Annotated in this window: 30 protein-coding genes; 11 read left to right on the top strand and 19 right to left on the bottom strand. The window is 69.7% G+C overall.

Translation table 11 applies throughout. The features are described 5' to 3' along the window. Positions 1-34: 34 nt before the first annotated feature. From ABEA10_RS45925 to ABEA10_RS45915, 3 genes are all read right to left on the bottom strand, one after another. Complete coding sequence (locus ABEA10_RS45925; protein ID WP_329257693.1) at positions 35-445, bottom strand: OsmC family protein; 411 nt, start codon at positions 443-445, stop codon at positions 35-37. Positions 446-490: 45 nt separating this feature from the next. Then, positions 491-976 (bottom strand): HAD domain-containing protein, encoded by a 486-nt coding sequence (locus tag ABEA10_RS45920; protein WP_345475017.1) that lies wholly within the window; start codon positions 974-976, stop codon positions 491-493. Positions 977-1,303: 327 nt separating this feature from the next. Further along, a complete protein-coding gene (locus ABEA10_RS45915) occupies positions 1,304-1,471 on the bottom strand; it encodes a YlcI/YnfO family protein (RefSeq protein WP_345475016.1) in 168 nt (55 codons plus the stop codon). A 145-nt stretch (positions 1,472-1,616) separates the two neighbouring features. Here ABEA10_RS45915 and ABEA10_RS45910 point away from each other — a divergent pair, with 145 nt between their 5' ends. After that, positions 1,617-1,847: a hypothetical protein gene (locus tag ABEA10_RS45910; protein WP_345475015.1), complete on the top strand. Its 231-nt coding sequence runs from the start codon at positions 1,617-1,619 to the stop codon at positions 1,845-1,847. After that, positions 1,844-2,023 carry a hypothetical protein gene (locus ABEA10_RS45905; RefSeq protein WP_345475014.1) on the top strand — a complete coding sequence of 60 codons (180 nt, stop codon included), beginning with the start codon at positions 1,844-1,846 and terminating at the stop codon, positions 2,021-2,023. The genes ABEA10_RS45910 and ABEA10_RS45905 overlap by 4 nt, the downstream gene beginning before the upstream one ends. A gap of 165 nt (positions 2,024-2,188) precedes the next feature. Here ABEA10_RS45905 and ABEA10_RS45900 read toward each other — a convergent pair whose 3' ends face one another. Then, positions 2,189-2,431: a GntR family transcriptional regulator gene (locus ABEA10_RS45900; protein ID WP_345475013.1), complete on the bottom strand. Its 243-nt coding sequence runs from the start codon at positions 2,429-2,431 to the stop codon at positions 2,189-2,191. 86 nt (positions 2,432-2,517) lie between these two features. Here ABEA10_RS45900 and ABEA10_RS45895 point away from each other — a divergent pair, with 86 nt between their 5' ends. From ABEA10_RS45895 to ABEA10_RS51470, 3 genes are read left to right on the top strand one after another with little or no spacing between them, the layout of a single operon-like run. Further along, positions 2,518-2,778 carry a hypothetical protein gene (locus ABEA10_RS45895; protein ID WP_345475012.1) on the top strand — a complete coding sequence of 87 codons (261 nt, stop codon included), beginning with the start codon at positions 2,518-2,520 and terminating at the stop codon, positions 2,776-2,778. After that, the gene (locus tag ABEA10_RS45890) at positions 2,775-2,933 is read left to right on the top strand and encodes a hypothetical protein (RefSeq protein WP_345475011.1); all 159 of its coding nucleotides are present in this window, start codon (positions 2,775-2,777) and stop codon (positions 2,931-2,933) included. Before ABEA10_RS45895 ends, ABEA10_RS45890 begins: the two co-directional genes overlap by 4 nt. A gap of 2 nt (positions 2,934-2,935) precedes the next feature. Further along, entirely contained in the window at positions 2,936-3,013 is a 78-nt protein-coding gene (locus ABEA10_RS51470) for a DUF397 domain-containing protein (protein WP_425551050.1), read from the top strand. Between the two features lie 190 nt (positions 3,014-3,203). On the opposite strand, the gene ABEA10_RS45885 is transcribed toward ABEA10_RS51470, so the two are convergent. From ABEA10_RS45885 to ABEA10_RS45850, 8 genes are all read right to left on the bottom strand, one after another. Continuing rightward, positions 3,204-4,658 (bottom strand): phage major capsid protein, encoded by a 1,455-nt coding sequence (locus ABEA10_RS45885; RefSeq protein WP_345475010.1) that lies wholly within the window; start codon positions 4,656-4,658, stop codon positions 3,204-3,206. A gap of 2 nt (positions 4,659-4,660) precedes the next feature. Further along, positions 4,661-5,203: an HK97 family phage prohead protease gene (locus ABEA10_RS45880; protein ID WP_345475009.1), complete on the bottom strand. Its 543-nt coding sequence runs from the start codon at positions 5,201-5,203 to the stop codon at positions 4,661-4,663. A gap of 114 nt (positions 5,204-5,317) precedes the next feature. Next, a complete protein-coding gene (locus ABEA10_RS45875; RefSeq protein WP_345475008.1) occupies positions 5,318-5,734 on the bottom strand; it encodes a hypothetical protein in 417 nt (138 codons plus the stop codon). Positions 5,735-5,869: 135 nt separating this feature from the next. Next, positions 5,870-6,205, bottom strand: a complete 336-nt coding sequence (locus tag ABEA10_RS45870; RefSeq protein WP_345475006.1) for an HNH endonuclease — start codon at positions 6,203-6,205, stop codon at positions 5,870-5,872. A 275-nt stretch (positions 6,206-6,480) separates the two neighbouring features. Further along, positions 6,481-6,915: a hypothetical protein gene (locus ABEA10_RS45865; RefSeq protein WP_345475004.1), complete on the bottom strand. Its 435-nt coding sequence runs from the start codon at positions 6,913-6,915 to the stop codon at positions 6,481-6,483. After that, positions 6,912-8,198, bottom strand: coding sequence for a DUF3631 domain-containing protein (locus ABEA10_RS45860; RefSeq protein ID WP_345475003.1), 1,287 nt, complete (start codon positions 8,196-8,198; stop codon positions 6,912-6,914). Before ABEA10_RS45860 ends, ABEA10_RS45865 begins: the two co-directional genes overlap by 4 nt. Further along, positions 8,195-8,620, bottom strand: coding sequence for a hypothetical protein (locus ABEA10_RS45855; RefSeq protein WP_345475002.1), 426 nt, complete (start codon positions 8,618-8,620; stop codon positions 8,195-8,197). Before ABEA10_RS45855 ends, ABEA10_RS45860 begins: the two co-directional genes overlap by 4 nt. An 8-nt stretch (positions 8,621-8,628) precedes the next feature. Next, a complete protein-coding gene (locus ABEA10_RS45850) occupies positions 8,629-8,820 on the bottom strand; it encodes a helix-turn-helix transcriptional regulator (RefSeq protein ID WP_345475001.1) in 192 nt (63 codons plus the stop codon). Positions 8,821-8,886: 66 nt separating this feature from the next. Here ABEA10_RS45850 and ABEA10_RS45845 point away from each other — a divergent pair, with 66 nt between their 5' ends. Together ABEA10_RS45845 and ABEA10_RS45840 are read left to right on the top strand one after the other, a co-directional pair. Further along, a complete protein-coding gene (locus ABEA10_RS45845) occupies positions 8,887-9,486 on the top strand; it encodes a hypothetical protein (RefSeq protein WP_345475000.1) in 600 nt (199 codons plus the stop codon). Positions 9,487-9,488: 2 nt separating this feature from the next. Next, a complete protein-coding gene (locus ABEA10_RS45840) occupies positions 9,489-10,634 on the top strand; it encodes a site-specific integrase (protein ID WP_345474999.1) in 1,146 nt (381 codons plus the stop codon). A 30-nt stretch (positions 10,635-10,664) separates the two neighbouring features. Here the strand turns inward: ABEA10_RS45840 and glnA are convergent, their stop codons facing one another. Beyond that, entirely contained in the window at positions 10,665-12,089 is a 1,425-nt protein-coding gene (gene glnA, locus ABEA10_RS45835; RefSeq protein WP_345474998.1) for a type I glutamate--ammonia ligase, read from the bottom strand. 135 nt (positions 12,090-12,224) lie between these two features. On the opposite strand from glnA, the gene ABEA10_RS45830 reads away from it, so the two are divergent. Then, positions 12,225-12,689, top strand: coding sequence for an RDD family protein (locus ABEA10_RS45830; protein WP_345474997.1), 465 nt, complete (start codon positions 12,225-12,227; stop codon positions 12,687-12,689). 30 nt (positions 12,690-12,719) lie between these two features. Here ABEA10_RS45830 and ABEA10_RS45825 read toward each other — a convergent pair whose 3' ends face one another. Further along, a complete protein-coding gene (locus ABEA10_RS45825; RefSeq protein ID WP_329257708.1) occupies positions 12,720-13,415 on the bottom strand; it encodes a DUF4191 domain-containing protein in 696 nt (231 codons plus the stop codon). A 230-nt stretch (positions 13,416-13,645) separates the two neighbouring features. Here ABEA10_RS45825 and ABEA10_RS45820 point away from each other — a divergent pair, with 230 nt between their 5' ends. Continuing rightward, positions 13,646-14,905 carry a C39 family peptidase gene (locus ABEA10_RS45820; protein WP_345474996.1) on the top strand — a complete coding sequence of 420 codons (1,260 nt, stop codon included), beginning with the start codon at positions 13,646-13,648 and terminating at the stop codon, positions 14,903-14,905. A 73-nt stretch (positions 14,906-14,978) separates the two neighbouring features. After that, entirely contained in the window at positions 14,979-16,283 is a 1,305-nt protein-coding gene (locus tag ABEA10_RS45815) for a C39 family peptidase (RefSeq protein WP_345474995.1), read from the top strand. Between the two features lie 10 nt (positions 16,284-16,293). On the opposite strand, the gene ABEA10_RS45810 is transcribed toward ABEA10_RS45815, so the two are convergent. Beyond that, positions 16,294-16,701: a PaaI family thioesterase gene (locus tag ABEA10_RS45810; protein ID WP_345474994.1), complete on the bottom strand. Its 408-nt coding sequence runs from the start codon at positions 16,699-16,701 to the stop codon at positions 16,294-16,296. Between the two features lie 471 nt (positions 16,702-17,172). Here ABEA10_RS45810 and ABEA10_RS45805 point away from each other — a divergent pair, with 471 nt between their 5' ends. Next, complete coding sequence (locus ABEA10_RS45805) at positions 17,173-17,664, top strand: DUF1877 family protein (RefSeq protein ID WP_345474993.1); 492 nt, start codon at positions 17,173-17,175, stop codon at positions 17,662-17,664. A gap of 3 nt (positions 17,665-17,667) precedes the next feature. Here the strand turns inward: ABEA10_RS45805 and lipB are convergent, their stop codons facing one another. The 4 genes from lipB to sucB form a co-directional block, all read right to left on the bottom strand. Beyond that, a complete protein-coding gene (gene lipB, locus ABEA10_RS45800) occupies positions 17,668-18,378 on the bottom strand; it encodes a lipoyl(octanoyl) transferase LipB (protein WP_425551049.1) in 711 nt (236 codons plus the stop codon). A gap of 67 nt (positions 18,379-18,445) precedes the next feature. Beyond that, positions 18,446-19,183, bottom strand: a complete 738-nt coding sequence (locus ABEA10_RS45795) for a Type 1 glutamine amidotransferase-like domain-containing protein (RefSeq protein WP_345474991.1) — start codon at positions 19,181-19,183, stop codon at positions 18,446-18,448. Positions 19,184-19,375: 192 nt separating this feature from the next. After that, positions 19,376-20,263 (bottom strand): TIGR01777 family oxidoreductase, encoded by an 888-nt coding sequence (locus ABEA10_RS45790; RefSeq protein ID WP_345474990.1) that lies wholly within the window; start codon positions 20,261-20,263, stop codon positions 19,376-19,378. Between the two features lie 50 nt (positions 20,264-20,313). After that, a partial coding sequence (sucB, locus tag ABEA10_RS45785) for a 2-oxoglutarate dehydrogenase, E2 component, dihydrolipoamide succinyltransferase (RefSeq protein WP_345474989.1) occupies positions 20,314-21,147 on the bottom strand: 834 nt, incomplete at its 5' end.

Raw genomic sequence — 21,147 nt, 5'->3', positions numbered from 1 at the left:
CGCGGAAGTGTTCGTCAAGCGCAGGTTTCGGTCACTAACGGGCGAGATCGGGCAGGATCTGCTCCGTCGCGGTGGTCTCCCGCAGGGCCCGGCCGACCGTGCAGTGGTGCTCGTGCACCCGGTGCGCGACGTCCGTGAAGACCCGCGCGGCGTCCTCGTCGCCGTCGGGGAGCTCGACGTCGTAGGTGACGGTGACGGTGCCCAGGCGGGTCGGCGCGACCTTCTCGGCCTCCACGGTGGCCGCGAGGCGTACGAGCCGGTGGCCACGTTCGGCCGTCAGCGGCTCGACCGTGACGATCTCGCAGCCGCCCAGCGCGGCGAGCAGCAACTCGACCGGCGTGAAGACGCCGTCGTCGCCCGACCCGCCGATGGCGACTCGCGCGCCGCGGCCGTTGCTGGCGACGAAGCCGCCGTCGTCGGTGCGCTCCACCTGGACCGAAGCCATGATCACATCCCCCTTGTCGTCGGACGATTGCCCGCAACGCGCGCGCTACCGCAGTTGTTCCAGCCAGCCGCGCGCCTTCTCGACGTGGGCCTCGGTGAGGCCCTCGTGCGGGTCCACTCCCACGATCAGATGCGGGCCGAGCGCCGGCCCGGTCGCGAGGGCGTCCGGAACATCCGGTTCGTCCTCCAACCATACGAAAGGACGCTCACCGATCCACTCGGCGACATGCCGGGCCTTCCAGCCTCCGTAGGAGTAGACGGGGTCCCGTGGGGGGATCGGGACGGCACGCAACGAGGGCAGCCCGACCCGCGGGCCGATCCACTCGTTGGCCGAGTCGGTCCAGTAGCTGGCCCAGACCAGTTCCGCGCCGGTCTCCCGGGCGAGCGCGGTCAGCATCGGCCCGTGCCCGGGGTTGAGCAACAGTCGGAAGGTGACGCCGTCCGGCGTGGCCCGGTAGCGCTGGTAGCCGGGCGAACGCTCCAGGGGATTGAGAACACCGTCCACGTCGAGCAACACCAGCGGCGTGTCCATGCTTGGGACGCTATGTCACCTCGTGTCCCACGCCTAGTGCGAATCAGTGATCGTCCGTAAGCGGTCGGACATCACCCCACGACAGCGGGCGGACGAAGATGAACGGCCCGGCCCGCCTCGACGGCGGACCGGGCCGGTCACGTGTCCTCGGAAGGCCTCGGCGGCCTTTCGGATCAGCAGTCGTAGTACATCTCGAACTCAACGCGGGGGGCGGGTCACCTGCGGAAACGTCCCGACGGCCCGTCTGACCTGGGCGTTTAGCTTCCCGACACTTCCCATCGATTCCGGGCTCTACTCACCATCTGGCGGAACAGGGCCGGAACAAGATCACTTCTTGCGGAGATACCGCCGAAGACAGTCGTTCACCACGTCCGAGACGGTCTTGCCCTCGGCCTCGGCCTTCTCCTTGGCCTCGTCCCAGACGGCATCCGGCACGCGCACGGTCTTTCGTGGCGTCTCGCCGCTCTTGGGGCGTCCACGCTTCCCATCTGTCATGACGAAATCATAGATCTACCAGTGCGGAAGCGTTGCGCAAACGGCAAATCGGGCTTAGTGTCTGTCATGACAGAAAAGCGGCCCTACCCGGTGATTCCCGCACCGGGAGGGCCTAGGGGGTCAACCTGCTGGGAGGCATCACCCCATGGCCGATGAGTCTACGAACAACGCCGCCCACCTGCCGAACTTCTGCGAACGCGTCTTCGCCCGGCCCCACCTCGACGGCGAGGACCCAGCCGTCTCCTCTGCCCGCCGGATGTTGGAAGAGTGCCAGGCCAGCAAGCCGGACGAGTTCGAGGTCTGGGAGCGGTACGGCGGCTTGCAGGCGGCCGTACAGGGCCTGCTCGACCTCGTGCGCGGTCAGGCGGGCGAGTGACCGCCCCGGAGGCGCCCGCCCCCCTGCGGCGCAAGGCGCTCGACCTCATCCGCGAGGCTGAAGCGGTCATGACCGACCCGGGCCGAACCGTCGACCAGGTGGACGCGATCTACTGGCGGCTCGCCACGATGCTGGGGCGGCTCGCCCCGTACATCGGGGCCGACGACGAGGGGTAGCGGACGGAAGAATACGAGGGGGTACGCGCTGAGCGTGCCCCCTGAGGGGTGCCCACGATGTGGGTACCCCTTCGTCGTTGCAGGCTGGGAAGGGTCCGCCCCGGGCGGGCGCGGGCAGAGGGTGAGGCTTGCCGTTCCGGCGAACGGCAAGCCTGTCCCCGCCCCTCAGGTGTCCGGCTGCTCGGCGACGAAGAGGCCACGCCCGGGCGCGCTGACGAGTAGCCCCTCGTCCTTCAGCACGTCGAGAGCCTTCTTGATCGTGTTCCGCGACAGCGGGAATTCCTGCTCAAGCTCGGTCTGTGACGGGATCCGCCGGCCAGGCTGGATCTCTCCGGAGATGATGCGCTCCCGGAGGATGTCCGCCAACTGCCGATATGGCGCCTTCACGCCGTCGGGATCGATCGTCATGCGGGTGACCGTAAGTGGCCATGGGTAAGGCTAGATAGCCCTGGCTGGCCATGGCCAGGTATGGCCTAGTGCCTTACGCTGCGACTATGCCTGACAGCCCCCCGCAGTGGTTGAAGGTCTGGGCGACCGATGTCGAGCCAAATGACCTCGTCCGGTTCCAGCGCGACGGCGACGCCGTGCGGATTCTGAACCGCAACTACCCGCGCGCCTATCAGCCCGTGTTCTCCGTGACGCTGCCGGGCGGCGAGGTCCGCAGCCTCGGGAAGCTCTCGAAGCTCTGGGTCTTCGACCCGGACGGCAGCGTCCGGCGACGCGTACAGCTCGTGATCGAGGAGGAACCCACATGATCGTCAACAGCGGCACGGGTGGCCGCGACCCCATGACCCCTGAGGAGTACGCGCACGCCATGGCGATCCTCGGGCACAAGCCGACGCCGTACGCCGTCACGGGCGACGACGAGGCGCCGGACGAAGAGGCCAACGAGCAGCAGGAGGGAAGGTAGCGATGGACACCTACTGGCGAAAGAGCGAGCGCAGCGGCAACGGTGGCAACTGCGTTGAGGTCGCAACCGTCGACCGCTGATACTGAGAACCACCACGGCCCCGGTTCCCTGCGGGGGGCGCCGGGGCCGTGGTCTGTCCGGGGGGGTCGTGTCACGTGACACGCAGTGGCCAGGGAGAAAAATGTTGACGGGCGCGGGTCTAGAGCCGAGCCCTGCGAACGCGTGAGCGCGCCGCCCCTCCCCTCAAAGAGGCGGCGCGCTCAGTCCTTGTCAGGCCGTCGTCGCGACGTTCAACGTCCGGAACGCGTTCGGGATCACGACGTCGGATCCGGTACGGAACCACAGCAGCGCGCCGCGCTGGCCGGTGGGCCGGCGGTTCGCGCCCATGACGTTCGGGATCAGCTCAAGCTGCGTGCCGATCCGGTCGACGATCACGAACTGCTGGAAGTCGCCGTATAGAAGGACGAAGTTGTCGGCCGTCGCGGCCGGGTCGATCGCGCCGTCCATGTTGCTGAGCTCGTTCATCGGCTTGCGCAGCAGGACGGGCGGGTTGTTGCCCAGCTCGGGGAACATCTTCGACCCGTTCGTGGTCTCGAACTGGGCGGCCTGGTTGATGATCGCGAGGTTCGCGGCCCACTGCGCCCGAGCCTGGAAGCGCGGGCCCAGCGCGTTCTGGACCTTGTAGACGTCCGCGGCGGCGAACGCCTCGGCCGTGGTCGGCGTCAGCTCCGAGGCCGTGCCGTCGAGAGCCGTGATGATGCCCCGAGGCTGCCCCGACCCGCTGCCGGTCGTGTACGCGGTCGCCATGAGCTGATCGGCCGCGTCCATCAGAACGCCCTGAAGCTCGCGAGCGAAGTTCACGGCGTCCATGCCGACTTCAAAGCTGTACTGCACGTACGCGTCACCGAAGTGCACCGGGATCGGCGCGTCGTCGAGCGTGGGCGTGACGTCGGCGACCTCGGCGGCCTCGGCCTTCCACTCCGCGGTGACACCCGCGCTCGTGACGCCCTGCCACGCATCGGTGGCCGTCTGGACAACGCGGGAGATCTGCCGGAGCGGGTTGATCGACCCGTTCGACGTGAGCATGATCGCCGGGTCCAGCGTGAGCGGCACCATGAAGCCGCCGGCGGAGTCGGTGAGGCTCATCGCCCGCATCGACGTCTTGACCTGCTCGACGGCGGTGTACGCGGCCTGCTCCTCGCCGTCCCACAGCATGTGGCCGCGCTGCGGGTCGCCGAGCAGCTTGCAGAACGCCCGCAGGTAGGCCGGGTTGCCGGTGGCCACCGCCCAGCGCGCGGCCGTGTTCTGCTGATCGGCCGTGCCGGTGGTGACGAGCGTCTCGGCGCGCTCGGCCGCGTAGTCGGGCAGCTCCTGGCGCCGGTGCGCCTGCTCGATGGTGCGCCGGGCCTGGTCGTGCAGAGTGCCGCCGGCGGCAACGCTCCGGGGCTCATCGCCGACGCGCTCGGTGCCGTAGTTGCCCGAGCGGATCGTCTCGGCGAGCCTCTCGCACTTCGCCTGCTTGGCCTTGGCCTCGTCCAGCTCGGTGTTGAGACGCTCGATGCCGGCCAGTACGCCTTCGTGCTCGCTGCGCTCGGCCTCGGTGAGGTCGCGGCGCTGCGCCTCGGCGCCGTCGAGCATGGCCCGGGCACGCGTAAGCAGCTCCTCGCGCTCCTTCGTCAGGTCGGCGACCCGCTCGTTGGCCTCGTCAAGTGCTGGGAATCTCATCGTCAGTCCTCGGTATGCAGGGTGGCTTCCAGCAGCTCAAGGCGAGCGCGGGCCACGGTCAGGTAAGGGGTTGTGCTTGCGGACCGCACGCCGCCGACGAGCGCGTCGGGGTAGGCGGGGCTGTGCACGAGGGACACCTCGCGCAGAGACGCCTCTACGCGGGTCACGGTCTTGTCGGCCTCCTTGCGGTCCCGCAGGGAGGCGAAGCCGACAGAGAAGCCGTCCACGACGCCCGCGGCGACCAGCTCCAGCGCCTCGTCACCGTCGCGGGTACGGGCCACGGAGAACGCCGCGTGTAGGCCGTCGGCGCGCTCGTCCAGCTCGACCGCCCGGCCGATCGGGAGTCTCTCGGTGGCGTGCTGCACGAACAGCTTCACCTTGTGGCCGCGCTCCCGGATCGAGCGCGTGAACGCACCGGGCGCGAACTGCTCGCGATACGGGCCGTACCCGTCGTTGACCTCGGACACGACGCCGTACGGCACGGCGAGGCCGAAGATGGTCCGGCCGTTCTGATCTGCCCGTACGTGGGCGGTGCGATAGAGCATGGGGGGATCACCTGCGCGCATTCGTGGATTCGAGCGCCGCATGGTGACCACATGTGCCGGGTGCCGGGGCTCCTGTCCCGATCGGCCGCCCGTGGATACCGAGCGTCTGCGCGATCATTCTACGTCCCGGGGCCAGTCGGGCACCACCACGCAGCGGTGAGCACGGAACAGGGGAACCCGCGCATCGGGCCCAATCTGCACGTACACCTCGATCCACTCCGACTCCGGCGGGTCACGCAGCTCGATCGCCTCGTCATTGATCGCTGCCACGCACTGATCGGCGAGGTGATCCGGCAGGTTCTCCAGCGCTTTCGCGGCGGCCCGCCGCAGCCGCTCCGGATCAGGCAGCGCCAGACGGTAGTGCGGCACGCGACACAGCTCGGTCTCGCCCGAGTGATCGAGCACGACAATCTCCCCAGGGGCGTAGGCGGCCCGTAGTCCTGGTTCGAGCTGCTCAAGCATGATCGACTCACGATCGAGCGCTCGCGTGACCTCGTACGGAAAGCGTCGCCAGTCCAAATCAGCGGTCATTGGTTCGTTCCTCTCGTGGAAGGGGTGGGGGGCAGGGTGATCACGCTGACCTGCGAAGACGTACACCGCCCGCCTCCCTGGACATTTTTTTATGTGCGGTCCCAGTAGTTTCCGGGGGTGGCCGGTGACCGTCGGTCACCAGTCCCGGCTGTGGGACGCCCCGCAGGCTTCGCCGTGGAACTGGCACGGCGGGTAGGGCCAGTCGGCTGGCTTCGGGAAGACCGGCCCGTCGCGGCGGCGGCTCGGCCCCGGCCGTGCCCGGTCGCGCTTCGAGTAGTTGCAGCTCGCGCACGCCGCGACGAGGTTGGCCTCGTCCCAGAAGTCCCCGCCGCGGCTGTGAGGCGTCCGGTGGTCCACCGTCGTCGCCTCCGCTCCGCAGTACATGCAGGTGCGCTCGTCGCGTTCCAGCACGGCCAGCCGGAGCTTCTTCCACCGCGCCGACCCGTATCGGGGATCAGTGGTCGACGGCATCGGCCCCCCACCCCCCAGCCGCGGGGGGAGAAAAATGTCCACGGGGCTGCGGGTGTACGTTTTCCCTGGTCAGCCGTGTCGACCCCGCCCCCCGTCCCTCGGCGGTGCGGTAGCCGGCGAGTAGTGCGGCGTACAGCCATGTTGAGGCGTACACGATCGCTCCTGCGATCCAGCCGAGCGCGAACGGAACAGCGAATACGGCAGTGGCCAGGGCGGCACCTACCCGGGCGCCCGCCCTGGTCGGTGTGTTGCTCACGATGGTCATGGTGTGGTCCTCACGCTTGGCCTGGTGGCATGGGTGCTGTGCTGTGCGTGCGTGGTGGTGCGCTGTCGATGTGCCAGTCCAGGTGCACGCCGCACGGTTCGTCGTTGCTCCACGGGCCGGCCGCGAAGTCGATCGCCTTATGGACGGTGCGCTCACCGCTGGTGATCTGGTCGGCGAGGCGTGCGAGGTTGCGGAGGGTGTCGGCCAGGGCTCGCCGGTTCCGCGATGAGACGTCCCCGATGGTGATGACCTCGTGGAGTTCGTCGAGTGCGGCGACGGCCTGTGCGATGTCTGGTGGTGCGCAGTCGGTGCAGACTTCGCCGTCGTGCCACATGGCGAACGCGCCGTGAATCGAGAAGTACTCACCGCATCGGATGCATTCGCCGTCGCCGGGCGCGAGGGTGACCGCGATGTCGACCAGGTCGGTGTCACCGAGAGGGTTCACGGGTTACCTCCGCAGGTCGGATGCGCGGTTTGGCCACGCTCGGTGACGATCATGGGCTCGCCGCACACGCGGCATGGGGGGAGGTGCGGGGTATCCGCGACTTCCGCGACCTCCGCGACTTGGCAGGTCAACGCGTTGGCTCCGGTAGCGGGTAGCGTTTCGCGTCCGCTACCCGCTACCTCGCTCGCGTCGCTGACCTGGGAAGTCGCGGAGGTAGCGGAGGTAGCGCCTCCCCCGTGTCTCGGGAGGTAGCGTGACCACGCATCGTGAAGATGATCACGGCGATACCCCTTGCGGTTGACCCCGTCCACCTTCACGTCGACGGAGTTGACGCCGTACGGCTTGAGGAGCCGCGCGAGATCACGAGCGTTCAGCGGCCGGCCGTACCAGTCCGACCAGGGGGACTCGTCCAGCTTGTGGAGTCGTTCGAGGAGCGTCGCACCGTGCAGAGCGTCGGCGCCCTCGAACACCTCGCGCAGGTCGACGAGGAGACGCACACCGACCGTGCTGTCATCGTCGGCCGCATCGGTGAGCGAGCGGCACGCCTGCCGGGCCCGCTCCGGCCATGACCCGCCGGCCGCGTCGGCGACGGCGACGAGGCTTTCCCAGTTGTCCGCGGCCCGGTCCTCAACCGGCATGTCCGGCTCGGCGTCGCCGAGTTCGTCTATGCGGCTGCGGACCCACGCTGTGAGACGGTCGCGGAGCGCGGCAAGCGGCGGCCCGTCGCGGCGTGACCGGAACGGCTTGACGGACTCGCCGGGCGCGCGGCGGCGCATCCGGACCATGACGGCCCGGTCCTCGATGGTGTCGGGCATCGAGCCGATACCGGCGAGCGCGGCCATGGAGAAGGTCGGGCAGTGCTCCGGCCGTCGCAGGTTGGCGTCCCACCTGACATAAGGCCGGTTCCGCTGGTGACCGGCGTTGAGGATGCCGCGTAGGTCTTCGTGGTTGTCCGCAGCCTTCCGGCCGAACACGGTGTCAGCCTCGTCGAGGAGGATCGTCGGCGGTTCCTCGCCGATCGAGCGCACGAGCGCGGCCGGTGAGATGTTCACCGCGATCAGCGGGTCATGGGTGGTGGCCTCGATGATGTCGAGCAACCGCGACTTCCCGCACCTCTTCTCCGGCGCGGTGATCACGAGTCGCGTCGCGTGCTGCCAGGCCGGTTGTGCGTGCGTCGCAGCGACCCACAACGTCACCGCGTCTCCAGCCTCGGGCGACGGCAGGATCACGTACCGGGCGAGCGCGGCGCGCACCTCGTCGAGCAGCTCGGCGCCGGTACTCACGCGGCCCCCCGCTGGACACGGTGCCGTGACGCGCCGCCGGGCAGCAGCGGCGTGTAGTACGGCGCGGGCTGGTAGTCCTCGCCCATCCCGGCGAAGTCACGCGCGCGACCCTGGCCGAAGTCTTCGCGCCGGCCGCCCCAGCGGAGGCGTTCAAGCTCGCGATACTGCGGCGTGGAGGCGAGCCCGTGCATGAGCGCCTGCCGTCGGGCTTCCTGCTCGTCGCGATCGGCCTGGCCCTGTCGATATCCGGCGTCCCACCCGGCGGCGTAGGCCAGGTCGGACCAGAACTTGCGCGCCGCCTCGTCGGCGGCAACCCGCCGTCCGATCGCTTCGGAGCGTCGTAGGATGGACTCGACGTCGCCGTCGCCGTGGTGCTCGTCTTCCGGCCCGGTTCCCTGCCGAGGGGATCGGGCCGTTCTCATCGTCGACATCAGGCGGCCGTCCCCCCGCACCGCTGCGCGTCGAGCCAGACGTCTACGTCCTTCCAGACGTAGCGGACGTATCGGCCCACTTTTCGGTACTCCGGACCGATCCCGCGAGAGCGCCACTCGGCGAGCGTCTTCTCGGGAACCTGCAAGTGCTCGGCGACTTGGGCAGGCGTGCCCAGTGAGGCTCTATCCATCTGAATCTCCATGATGGCGAATCCGCGACCGATTATCGCGACTCAGTGAGAATGGTGTCACCGTCTATGGGATTCGTCAAGAACGGGTGTACGATCGCCATCATGGCGAGTAGACGAGTAGAGATCGGCCCGGTGGGCCAGCGGGTAGCCAAGAACGTCACCGAGGTGCGCGACATGCGGCGTATGGATCAGAAGGACGTCGCCAAGAAGGCAGAGGAGTACGGCCGGCCGTTGGCCACATCGGCAGTCAGCAAGATCGAACAGCGCGACCGGAGGGTCGACGTCGACGACCTGGTCACGCTCGCGCTCGCACTCGACGTCGCGCCGAACCGGCTACTACTGCCCGGGGACGCGGGGACGGACCACCGCGTCGAGCTGACGCCGAACGTCAGCGCACCTACGGCTGACGCCGCGTGGCGCTGGGCGTGCGGCGAGTACCAGCTGTTCCCGCTCGACCGGCCGACACCGCTCGCGGACGTCGCGCGGTTCATGAGGGTGAGCCGGCCGCATGACCGACGCGACGCCGACCTCGTCGACACCGTCGAGCGTCACCGTGACGTGCTCGCGCCGATCGCAAAGGCCGTACGGGCGGCCGAGGCTGAGGGCGTGAGGCTCAAGACCATCATCGATTACCTGCGGTTCACCGACGCTCTCAACGAGGAGTAGCCGTGGCACGCGTCAAGGATCTGTGGTGGACCAGTACCACGCCACGGCGGAAGACATCACGGCACCCGGACAAGGGCGGCAGCAAGACGGCGAAACGCTGGCTGGCGGTCTGGGTCGGCCCGGACGGCAAGGAAGCCTCGCGGGCGTTCGTGAAGAAGGTCGATGCTGAGAAGCACGGTACGGCGATGGAGGCCGACGCGCTCCGCGGGACGTACATCGACCCGAAGACGGCGCGTACGACGGTCGCGCAGTGGTGCGAGACGTGGCTGAAGGGCTACGCCACCCGTCGCAAGTCGACCGTGCGGCAGGCCCGGACGCACATCGCCCGGATCACGGCCGAGTTCGGGTCGACGCCCCTGCCCGGTGTCCGGCCATCGCAGATCCGCTCGTGGACGGCCCGCCTGCACGAGGAGGGGCTGGCCGTCTCGTACGTCTACGCGCTGCACGCTCGGCTCTCGCAGGTCATGGCCGACGCCGTGCGCGACGGGATGATCGCGCAGAATCCGTGCTCGCGGTGGACGTCGCCCGGCACGGGAAAGCAGCGGGCCTACGTGGCCACCACAGAGCAGGTCTGGGCACTGTACGAGGCGATGCCCGAGCGCTACCGGGCGTCCATCCTGCTCGGCGCGTTCGTCGGGCTGAGGATCGCCGAGGCGTGCGGCCAGCGCGTCGATGACGTCGACTTCATGCGGGGCATCGTGCACCCGCGGTTCCAGTTCCCGGCCGAGCCGCTGAAGACCGAGACGTCCCGTACCCCGGTGCCGATCTCGCGAATGCTCGCCACCGAGTACCTCGCGCCCCACGTCGAGCGCTGGCCGGCCGAGACGCTGCTGACCGCGGACCCGGACGGCGGCCAGCTCGAACCCTGGCGCCTTGAACGCGCGTTCCGCACAGCGCGCGGGAAGGTCGACGGCCTCCCGGCCGGCTTCCGCTTCCAGGACCTACGGCACTACTTCGCGTCGCTGCTGATCGCCTCGGGCGCCGACGTGAAGGTCGTGCAGGCGCGCGTCCGGCACGCCTCGGCCAAGACGACGCTCGACGTGTACGGCCACCTGTGGCCCGACCGAGACGAGTCGACCCGTGAGGCAGTCGACGCGGTCCTGATGGCCCGGACGGAACAGGGGCGGAACACGAAGACGGCGCGCTGACGTATTGCCACGTCAGCGCGCCGTCTCGGATCAGCAGTCGTAGTACATCTCGAACTCGTGCGGGTGCGGGCGCAGACGGATCGGGTCCAGCTCGTTCTCGCGCTTGTAGGAGATCCACGTCTCGATCAGGTCCGGCGTGAACACGCCGCCCTCGAGCAGGTAGTCGTGGTCGGCCTCGAGCGCGTTCAGGACCGCCTCCAGCGAGCCCGGCACCTGCGGGACGCTGCGGGCCTCCTCCGGCGGAAGCTCGTACAGGTCCTTGTCCATCGGCTCCGGCGGCTCGATCTTGTTCTTGATGCCGTCGAGGCCCGCCATGAGCATCGCCGGGAAGGCGAGGTACGGGTTGCAGGACGGGTCCGGAACGCGGAACTCCAGGCGCTTGGCCTTGGGGTTCGAGCCGGTGATCGGGATGCGAACGCAGGCCGAGCGGTTGCGCTGGGAGTACACCAGGTTGACCGGGGCCTCATAGCCCGGCACCAGGCGGTGGTAGGAGTTCACCGTCGGGTTGGTGAAGGCCAGCAGCGAGGAGGCATGCTTGAGCAGGCCGCCGATGTAGTAGCGGGCCAGGTCCGACAGCCCGGCGTAGCCGACCTCGTCGTAGAAGAGCGGCGAGCCGTCCTTCCACAGCGACTGGTGGCAGTGCATGCCGGAGCCGTTGTCACCGAAGATCGGCTTCGGCATGAACGTGACCGTCTTGCCCGCCTGCCGCGCGACGCTCTTGACGATGTACTTGTAGAGCATCAGGTTGTCGGCGGTCTTCAGCAGCGTGTCGAACCTGAAGTCGATCTCGGCCTGGCCGGCGGTGCCCACCTCGTGGTGCTGCATCTCGACGGCGATCCCGGACTCCATCAGCTGCCGGACCATCTCCGAGCGCAGGTCGGTGAAGTGGTCCATCGGCGGAACCGGGAAGTAACCGCCCTTGAAGCGCGGCTTGTAGCCGAGGTTGCCGCCCTCCTCCTTGCGGCCGGTGTTCCAGGCGCCCTCGACCGAGTCGATGTGGTAGTACGACTCGTGCTCGCTCGTCTCGAACCGCACGTCGTCGAAGATGTAGAACTCCGCCTCGGGCCCGAAGAACGCCGTGTCCGCGATGCCCGTGCCGCGCAGGTAGTCCTCGGCCTTGCGGGCGATGTTGCGGGGGTCACGGGTGTACGCCTCGCCGGTCAGCGGGTCGTGCACGAAGAACGTGAGGTTCAGGGTCTTGTGCTGGCGGAACGGGTCGATGACAGCCGTCGAGGGGTCCGGCAGCAACAGCATGTCCGACTCGTGGATCTCCTGGAAACCACGGATGGAGGACCCGTCGAACATCAGACCGTCGGTGAAGACGCCCTCACCGAAGTTCTCCACCGGGAACGTGAAGTGCTGCGTCGTGCCCGGCAGGTCGGTGAACCTGACATCGACGAACCGCACCCCTTCGTCCTTGATGTATTTCAGGACCTCGCTGGCACTGCTGAACATCCAACCTCCTAGGGGTGCTTTCAGGGCGCTATCACGCTATGCGCCGGCCGTTTCCAGGCCGTGTCCCATGTGTTTCGCATGTGTTACATGGCCCCCGGCGCCGGATGATCACTGGCGGCGGATAGCTTTGAGGCCATGAGCGAACCTCGGCGTTCGGCCGGAACCTGGCTCTCGGGCGCCCGCGCGGCAGGCGCCGACCTCGGCTACCCGGGAGAGCGCATGGGCCTGCCGCAGCAGGGGCCCGGCTCGGTGGCCGGGTACGGCCGCCGGCTCGTGGCCCTGATCGTCGACTGGCTCCTGGCACTGCTGGTGGCGCAGATCCTGTCGGCCGCCCTGCACTGGAGCCCGGGCGTGCGCAGCTTCGCCACACTCGCGATCTTCGGTGTGCTGTCGTGGCTGCTCATCGGCCTCTTCGGCACCACCGTGGGCAAGCGGCTCGCCGGGCTGCGCGTGACCGTGCCGAACGGTGGCGACGTCGGGCTCCTGTGGGCCTTCGAGCGCGCCGTGCTGCTCGTGCTCCTGATCCCCGCGGTGCTGTGGGACCGCGACCACCGCGGCCTGCACGACCGCGCGGCCAACACGGTGGTCGTGGTCCGCTGAGCCCTAGCGCCTGAAGCCTTCGCGTCCGGCTCAGCGCGTGCGGGGCTTGGGGCCCTTCGGCATGCGCGCGCCCTTGGGGATCGGGCCCTTGGGCATCTGCATCGACTGCGGCAGCGCGTTGAGGCGGTCGGTCAGCTCGCTGACCTCGTCCTTCTTGAGGTTGCGCGGCAGCTTGGTGAGGTGGCGCTGGAGCTTGCCGATCGGCACCTGGCCCTCGTCGTTGCCGACCTGGATGTCATAGATCGGGATCTCCGAGGCGGCGCGGGAGATGCGCTTCTTCTCCGCTCCGATGAGCTTGCCGACGCGCGAGCCGGGGCCCTCGGCCAGCAGGATCACGCCCGGGTGGCCGACCACGCGGTGCACGACGTCCATGTTGCGGTTCGCCTGCACGGCGGGGGTCACGACCCAGCGGCCCCGCATGTTCTCCACGATCGACGCGGCGGCGCCGGGCCTGCCCTCGAGCATGGCGTACTGTGTACGCTGCGCCAGCTGGCCGAAGACGATCATGCCGACCGCGAGGGCGGCCAGCACACCGAGCGGGATCAGCAGCAGCGCCTGGCCCAGGACCAGCCCGAGGACCACGAACACCACGAGAGTCCCGATCGCCGCCAAGACCACCGTCGGCAGGGCCTTGCGATTGGCCTGGTGGACCAGTGAGGCGACCATGCGGATCTGCTTGAGGCGGCCGGGGCTTTCGTCCTGTCCGTCCTGGGACTTCTTTGCCATGGAGGGAAGGATACGAGGGTTCGCGCCCGCAGTCGAAAGCGGCGCCGCCGTTGCGGGACGCGAGGGTAAACAAATTTCCACGCAACGCTTGGGCTTGTAAAGCGTTGACACGCCGTCGGCGCGGTCTTACCGTCCGGGTTCAGATCGGGGCTCAGATCGTCGCCGTCGTTGGAGTCGCCATGGTGTGGTCGCGTGCCCGTGCTTCGGCACGGAAGATCTCTCTTGTCGTAATGGTCGGTCTCACGACCACCACCGTGGCCGCGGCGCCGCACGCGGGGGCCGCCGACGCCCCCGCACGCTCGCTCGTGGCCTATCACCAGTGGACGTCGGTCCACGACTTCGCCAAGGGCTCGTCCGAGGGCGTACGGCCGTCGGGCGCCGGCGCCCTCACGATCGCCCACACGGTCGGCTCGACGAGCTACGCCGACCCGTACGGCGCCGGCACCAAGACCTGGAACTACGCGCGCTGGACCTCACCGAAGGTGTCGGTCGGGTTCGGCGCGACCCAGCTCGTGGCGTCCTGGACCGCCGACACCCCGCACGGGACGTGGCTGCAGGTCGAGATGCGCGGCCACACCGGCGCGGGCGCGGACACCAAGTGGTACGTCATGGGCCGCTGGGCCTCCGACGACCCCAAGGAAGGCGGCGACATCAACCGGACGACGGTGCCCGGCCAGGCCGACGCCAACGGCAACGTCGACATCGACACCTTCATCGCCAAGAACTCCCTCACCTCCTACCAGCTGAGGGTGACTCTGTACCGCGCGCCCGGCAAGCACGTGCGGCCGGTGCTGCGCTCGGTCGGCGCGATGGCCTCGCAGGTCGCCAAGCGCACGACCGTGCCGGTCAGCCCGCTCGGCGGCGCCGAGGGCATCGAGCTGAAGGTCCCGGCGTACTCCCAGAACATCCACAAGGGCCAGTACCCCGAGTACGACGGCGGCGGTGAGGCCTGGTGCAGCCCCACGTCCACCTCGATGGTCGTGTCCTACTGGAAGCGCGGTCCCTCCAAGAAGGACATGGCGTGGGTGGACCCGTCGTACGCCGACCCGCAGGTCGACTACGCCGCGCGCCACACCTACGACTACAACTACGAGGGCACCGGCAACTGGCCGTTCAACCCCGCGTACGCCGGCCGGTTCGGGCTGAACGGCTTCATCACGCGGCTGCGGTCGGTGACGGAGCTGGAGCAGTTCATCAAGGCGGGCATCCCGGTGGTGACCTCGCAGTCGTTCAAGGCCGACGAGCTGCCCGGCTCCAACTACAGCACCAACGGCCACCTGTTCGTCGTCGTCGGGTTCACCAAGAAGGGTGACCCGATCATCAACGATCCGGCCTCGTCCTCCGACGCCGTCGTCCGCAACGTCTACCCGCGCGCCAACTTCGAGAACGTCTGGCTGCGCAGCTCCTCCAGCGGCGGCATCGCCTACATCATGTACCCGCCCGGTCACCGGCTTCCCAAGAACATCCCCGGTATGGAGAAGAACTGGTGAACGCCGCCCTCCGGTGCGTCGTGACCGCGGTCGTGGTCACGGCGCACCGGGAGCCCTCCCCCTGGAGTAGCCCATGGTGCGCTCGCGTGTCCGCGTCTCGACGGTCTCCCTGCTGGTCGCCGCGGGCCTGATGACCACGGCGGGGACCGGTGCGCCCGGCGCGGAGGCGGAGAAGTCCGCGCCGCAGTCGAGCGTCGTCTACCACGAGTGGAGCTCGGACGCCGACTTCGCGGCGGGCGTCTCGGAGGGCGTGCAGCCGTCCGGCACCGGCGCCCTCGCCTTCGCCGCGCCGGCGGGCACGGCGAGCTACACCGACCCGTACGGCGGCGGCACGAAGACCTGGGACTACGCGCGCTGGACCTCGCCGGAGGTGTCGGTCGGGTTCGGCGCGACCCAGCTCGTGGCGTCCTGGACCGCCGACACCCCGCACGGCAGCTGGCTGCAGGTCGAGATGCGCGGCCACACCGGCGCGGGCGCGGACACCAAGTGGTACGTCATGGGCCGGTGGGCGGCCGACGACCCGGGGGAGGGCGGCGACATCCACCGCACCTCCGTACCGGGCCAGGGCGACGCCGACGGCGACGTCGACATCGACACGTTCGTCGCCCAGGGCTCGCTGACCTCCTACCGGCTCCGGGTGACGCTGTACCGCCTGCCGGGCACCGAGGCACGGCCGGCGCTGCGCTCGGTCGGCGCGATGGCCTCGCTGGTGCCCGACCGCAAGACCGTGCCGGTCAGCCCGCTCGGCGGCGCCGAGGGCATCGAGCTGAACGTCCCCGCCTACTCCCAGGAGATCCACAAGGGGCAGTACCCGGAGTACAACGGTGGCGGCGAGGCGTGGTGCAGTCCGACGTCGACGTCCATGGTCGTGTCCTACTGGAACACGGGGCCCTCACAGCAGGACATGGCGTGGGTGGACCCGTCGTACGCCGACCCGCAGGTCGACTACGCCGCCCGCAACACCTACGACCACAACTACGGAGGCACCGGCAACTGGCCGTTCAACCCGGCCTACGCCGGCCGGTTCGGGCTGAACGGCTTCATCACGCGGCTGCGGTCGGTGACGGAGCTGGAGCAGTTCATCAAGGCGGGCATCCCGGTGGTGACCTCGCAGTCGTTCAAGGCATCCGAACTGCCCGGCGCCGGCTACGGCACCAACGGCCACCTGTTCGTCGTCGTCGGCTTCACCCAGAGCGGCGACCCGATCGTCAACGACCCCGCTTCGCCCTCGGACGCCGAGGTCCGCCGGGTCTACCCGCGCGCCGACTTCGAGAACGTCTGGCAGCGCAGCTCCTCCAGCGGCGGCGTCGCCTACATCATGTATCCGCCGGGGCACGCGCTCCCGCCGGGCGTCCCCGGCACCGACCCGAACTGGTGACGCCCCTCGCTCAGCCGAGCAGGGCGTAGACCGTGGTCGCGTGCGCGGCGACGCTCCCGCCCGCGGTCATGGCGACCTCGGCGAACGCCAGCGTACGGCCGAGCTTGGTGAGCGTCGCCGTGACGAGGACGTCGGTGTCCACGACGGGACGCTGGAACGTGCTCGACTGCTGAACGGTCGTCATCGGGACGAACTCCCCGCGCGCCGCGGAGACCGCGATCACGGTGGCGGTGTCGGCCGCGGCCATGAGCGCCTGACCGCACATGGCCCCGCCCTGCCGCGCCAGCCGCGAGGACCACGGCAGGCGCAGCACGGCCATCAGGTCACCGGTCTCCTCGACCACGAGGCCGAGATCCCGCACCCAGGGGGAGAAGTTCTCATCGAGGATGGCGTTGCCGTCGGCGGCGCTCAGCGTCATGGGCCCATCATTCCCACCGGCCCGGCTCGGGGAAAGCGCCGGCGCATCCGGCCCGCACCGTGAGCCCCGACCACGCCGTCTGAACACGCTGACACCGCTTCTCGGCCACGTTCCATGGCATGGCCGCTTGGATGGGTTCTCCGGGCTTCTGCGGGCCTGCTACGGACGTACGAGGGGGCCCGGGACGGGGTGATGTACGTGGCTCGCGGAGGGTGGCGGCGGGTTCGGCGTATGTGGCGGGACGTTCAGTTTGCGCAAGCGCCGGACATGGTGGAAGGTCGGCCGGGATACTGAGACGACAGCCCCTACGGCGCCCGCTCTCCGGTGCGCCGGGCGGTGCGCGACGCCGGCGGAAAGTTGAGACCGGGCTTTTGCCGCGTTCTCACCATACGTAGCTGTCGATCTCTCTAAGGTAACTGGGATGTCGCGTGCACAACTGCGCATAATGGGAGGTCGGGCTTGCGAGTTGCCATGACGTACCTCAGGCTTCCGGAAGCCGAGGGCGGAGGCGATCCGGGCGCCGTCGCCAGGTCGATTTTCGGAAACAAGGGCTGGCGGAACAACCACTCCGTGCTTCCCATCGCCGGCACGTGGCAGGGCCTCCACTACCTGATCACGGGAGACCCGTGGGAGGGGCCGCACCCCGCCGCCGACGTCGTCTGCGGTGGTCGCCTGCTCACCGAGGACGGTGCCGAAGAGTTCGGTGTGGACGTCATCTACCTGGCGCCGCAGCGGGTGAAGCCGGCCGCCGACCACCTCGTGGCGACCGACTTCCGGCAGATCGCCGGGCGGTACGACCCGAAGCAGATGGCCAAGCTGGGCGTCCAGGGCGCCGACGACTGGATCGGCAAGCCCGTCGAGGCCGTACGCGACCGCGACCTGCGCACCGCGTACGAGAACCTCGTGGGCTTCTTCAAGGCCGCCGCCGACGAGGGCCAGGCGATCTACAAGGCGATGGGCTGACCGCTAGGCGATGGGCTGACCCGGCAGGTCACCGCCCAGCATCGCGCCGAGGTCGCGGTGTGCGGTGTTCGCGGCGCCGAGCGCCTCGGCCAGCCGCTGCTCGGTGAGCGCCAGGGTCTCGGCCACCGAGACCTCGCGGTCGAGCTCCTGCGACAGTGACGTCACGCCCGCGTCGCGGATGCCGCACGGCACGATCCGGTCGAACCACGACAGGTCCGCGTCGCAGTTGATCTCGAACCCGTGCATCGTCACGCCCCGGGAGACGCGGATGCCGATCGCGCCGACCTTGCGGTCGGGCACGCCGGGCACCCACACGCCGCTGCGGCCCTCGACGCGCTTGGTCGCCAGGCCGAGGTCGGCGCACGCCCGGATCAGGGCCTCCTCGATCGTGCGAACGTAGGCGACCACGTCGACCGGCTCCTTGAGCCGGACGATCGGGTAGCCGACCAGCTGTCCGGGCCCGTGCCAGGTGATCTTTCCGCCGCGGTCGACGTCGATCACCGGCGCGCCGGGGTCGCCGATCGGGCGGTCCAGCGGCTCGGTGCGCTTGCCGGCGGTGTAGACCGGCGGGTGCTCCAGCAGCAGGCAGACATCGGGGATCTCATCCGCGACCCGGCGCTCGTGCAGCCGCCGCTGCAGCTCCCACGCCTGCTCGTAGGGCACCGCGTGCTCGCCGAAACCGGCGTGGACGAATACCAGGTCACCGGTTGACACGGGGGCCGGCGGAAGGTCGGTGGATGGCTGTATCGCAGTCTCGCTCACGTACAAGAGCGTACGTCCCTCACAGCGAGGCCAGCAGGCGAGGCTCGATGTGGGTCTCCTTGACCCCTCCCGCCCCGTCCGGCTCGATGTCGTACGCGCCGCGCCCGTCGACATAGCTCACGGCCTGCACGAACTCGATGCCCACGTAGTGCAGGGCCACCGCCTCGTCGGCGGCGTACCCCGACGGCAGCGTGCCGTCGGCGATGAGCCGGTGCAGCAGCGGACGGCGCTGCGGGTCGCTGTCGTAGTGGACGCCGCAGGAGTAGGGGAGCAGGCCGAGGCCGTTGGTGAGCGGGCGCAGGCGCGGCCCGAAGGAGTCGGTGTTGCCGCCGACGTGCCAGCACAGCGCGCCCGCGCTCTGCCCGCACAGGACGACCCCGGACCGCCACGCCTCGGCGAACGCGTCCTCGAGGCCGTGCAGGCGCCACAGGGCCAGCAGGTTGGCCACGCTGCCGCCGGAGACGTACACGAGGTCCTGGGCGAGCAGGTGCGCCGCGGGATCCTCGTGGTTGGGCATGGGGAACAGCGACAGGTGGCTGACCTCGGCGTCGAGCTGGGCGAACGCCGCGTAGAAGCGGGCGATGTGCTCCGCTCCGTCGCCGAGCGCGGTCGGCACGAAGCAGACGCGCGGACGGTCGTGGCCGGTGAGGTCGAGCGCGTAGCGCAGCAGCGGACTCGGTGACAGGCCGTACCGGTCGGTCGGGATGAAGCCGCCGCCGCCGATCGCGAGAATATGCGGTTTTCCGTCGGTGCTCATTGCTCGCTCCCACCCTCACTCGCTCCGCGGCCGGTCTCGTTTCAAGACCGGCCACCCCACTCGCTGGCGCTCATGCGCCCGAGACACTTCCGACGAGTGCCCCCCTGCGTTCTCCCGCACCAGTCACCGTACGCGGCCGGGCGGCTGCGCGCAGGCGAGTGACGGGTTCCTTGCGAGTTCGTGGGCGGCCGTTCAGGACAGGAGAGCGGCCATGGCGGTGTCGATGTCGGGGTGGCGGAAGGTGAACCCGGCCTTGGTCAGGCGGCCGGGCAGCGCCCGCTGGCTGATGAGCGCGCCCTCGTCGGCGACCTCGCCGAGCGCCAGCCGCAGTGCGGGCGCGGGCACGATGAACGGCGTGGGGCGGCGCAGGGCGCGCCCGATCGCCGCGGTGAAGGCGGCGTTGGTCACCGGCTCGGGCGCGGTGAGGTTGACCGGCCCCTGCAGGCCGTCGTGGATCAGGAAGCGCAGCGCGGCGACCTGGTCGTCGAGGGTGATCCAGCTCATCCACTGCCGTCCGGAGCCGAGCCGCCCGCCGAGCCCCAGCCGGAACAGCGGCAGCATCTTGCCGAACAGCCCGCCCCGCCGCGACAGCACGAGACCGGTGCGCGGGTGCACGACCCGGATGCCGGCGTCGACCGCCGGCTGCGCCGCCGCCTCCCAGTCGCGGCACAGCTCGGCGAGGAACCCCGTTCCGCCCGGGGCCGACTCGTCGACTGCGTCGTCGCCGGTGTCGCCGTAGAAGCCCACCGCCGAGCCGGACACGAACACCGCGGGGCGGCGGGAGAGCCGCGCCAGGGCGCGGGCGAGCGTGCGGGTGCCCTCGACACGGCTGTCGCGGACCTCGCGCTTGTACGTCTCGGTCCAGCGGTGGTCGCCGATGCCGGCTCCGGCCAGATGGACGACGGCGTCCACGCCTTCCAGCGCGCCGGAGTCGACCCCGCCGAACGGGTCCCACCGGATCTCGTCCTCGGCGGCGGCCGGCCGGCGTACGAGCCGGATGACGGTAAGGCCCTCGTCGCGCAGTGCGCGGACGAGGGCCTTACCGATGAGTCCCGTGGAACCGGTGATGGCGATCTGCACGACCGCCACCCTAGTGAGCGCCGGGCCGTAGGAGTACCGCCCGGGGCGGGCTAGATGCCCAGCTCGGACTCGAAATTGCCCTCCTCCAGCCGGTGCTTGACGGTCGCGAGGAACCGCGCGGCGTCGGCGCCGTCCACCAGCCGGTGGTCGTAGGTCAGCGCGAGGTAGACGATCGAGCGCACGGCGATGACCTCGCCGAGCTGCGGGTCATCGATCACCGCGGGCCGCTTGACGACCGTGCCGGTGCCGAGCATGCCCACCTGCGGCTGGTTGAGGATCGGCGTGTCGAACAGCGCGCCGCGGCTGCCGGTGTTGGTGAGCGTGAAGGTGCCGCCGGTCACCTCGTCCGGGCTCACCTTGTTGGTACGGGTGCGCTCGGCGAGGTCGGCGATCCGCTGCGCCAGGCCGCCCAGGTTGAGCTGACCGGCGTTGTGGATCACCGGCACCATGAGGCCCTTCTCGGCGTCCACCGCGATGCCGAGGTTCTCGACGTCGTGGTAGGTGACCTCGTTGGTCTCGGAGTTGATGACGGCGTTCAGCTTCGGGTGGACCTTCAGCGCCTCGACCGCCGCCAGGGCGAAGAAGGGCAGGAAGCTGAGCTTGACGCCCTCACGCGCCTGGAAGTCGTCCTTGGCCTGCTCGCGCAGCCGAGCGATCTTGGTGACGTCGGCCTCGACGACCGTGGTGAGCTGCGCCGACACCTGCAGCGACTCGACCATGTGCCGGGCGATCGACTGCCGCGTCCGCGACATCTTCTCGGTCGTGCCGCGCAGCCGCGCGGCCGCCGCCGACGGCTGGGACGGCGCGGGCGCCTGCACCGCGGGCCGGGCGGCCGGAGCCTGGGCCGGGGCGGGAGCCGGGGCCTGCGGGGCGGGGGCCTGCTG

The organism is Actinoallomurus oryzae, assembly GCF_039541955.1.
Classification (GTDB): Bacteria; Actinomycetota; Actinomycetes; order Streptosporangiales; family Streptosporangiaceae; genus Actinoallomurus; species Actinoallomurus oryzae.
The sequence above is the reverse complement of the archived record's forward strand: the minus strand, read 5'-3'. Positions and strand labels throughout refer to the sequence as shown.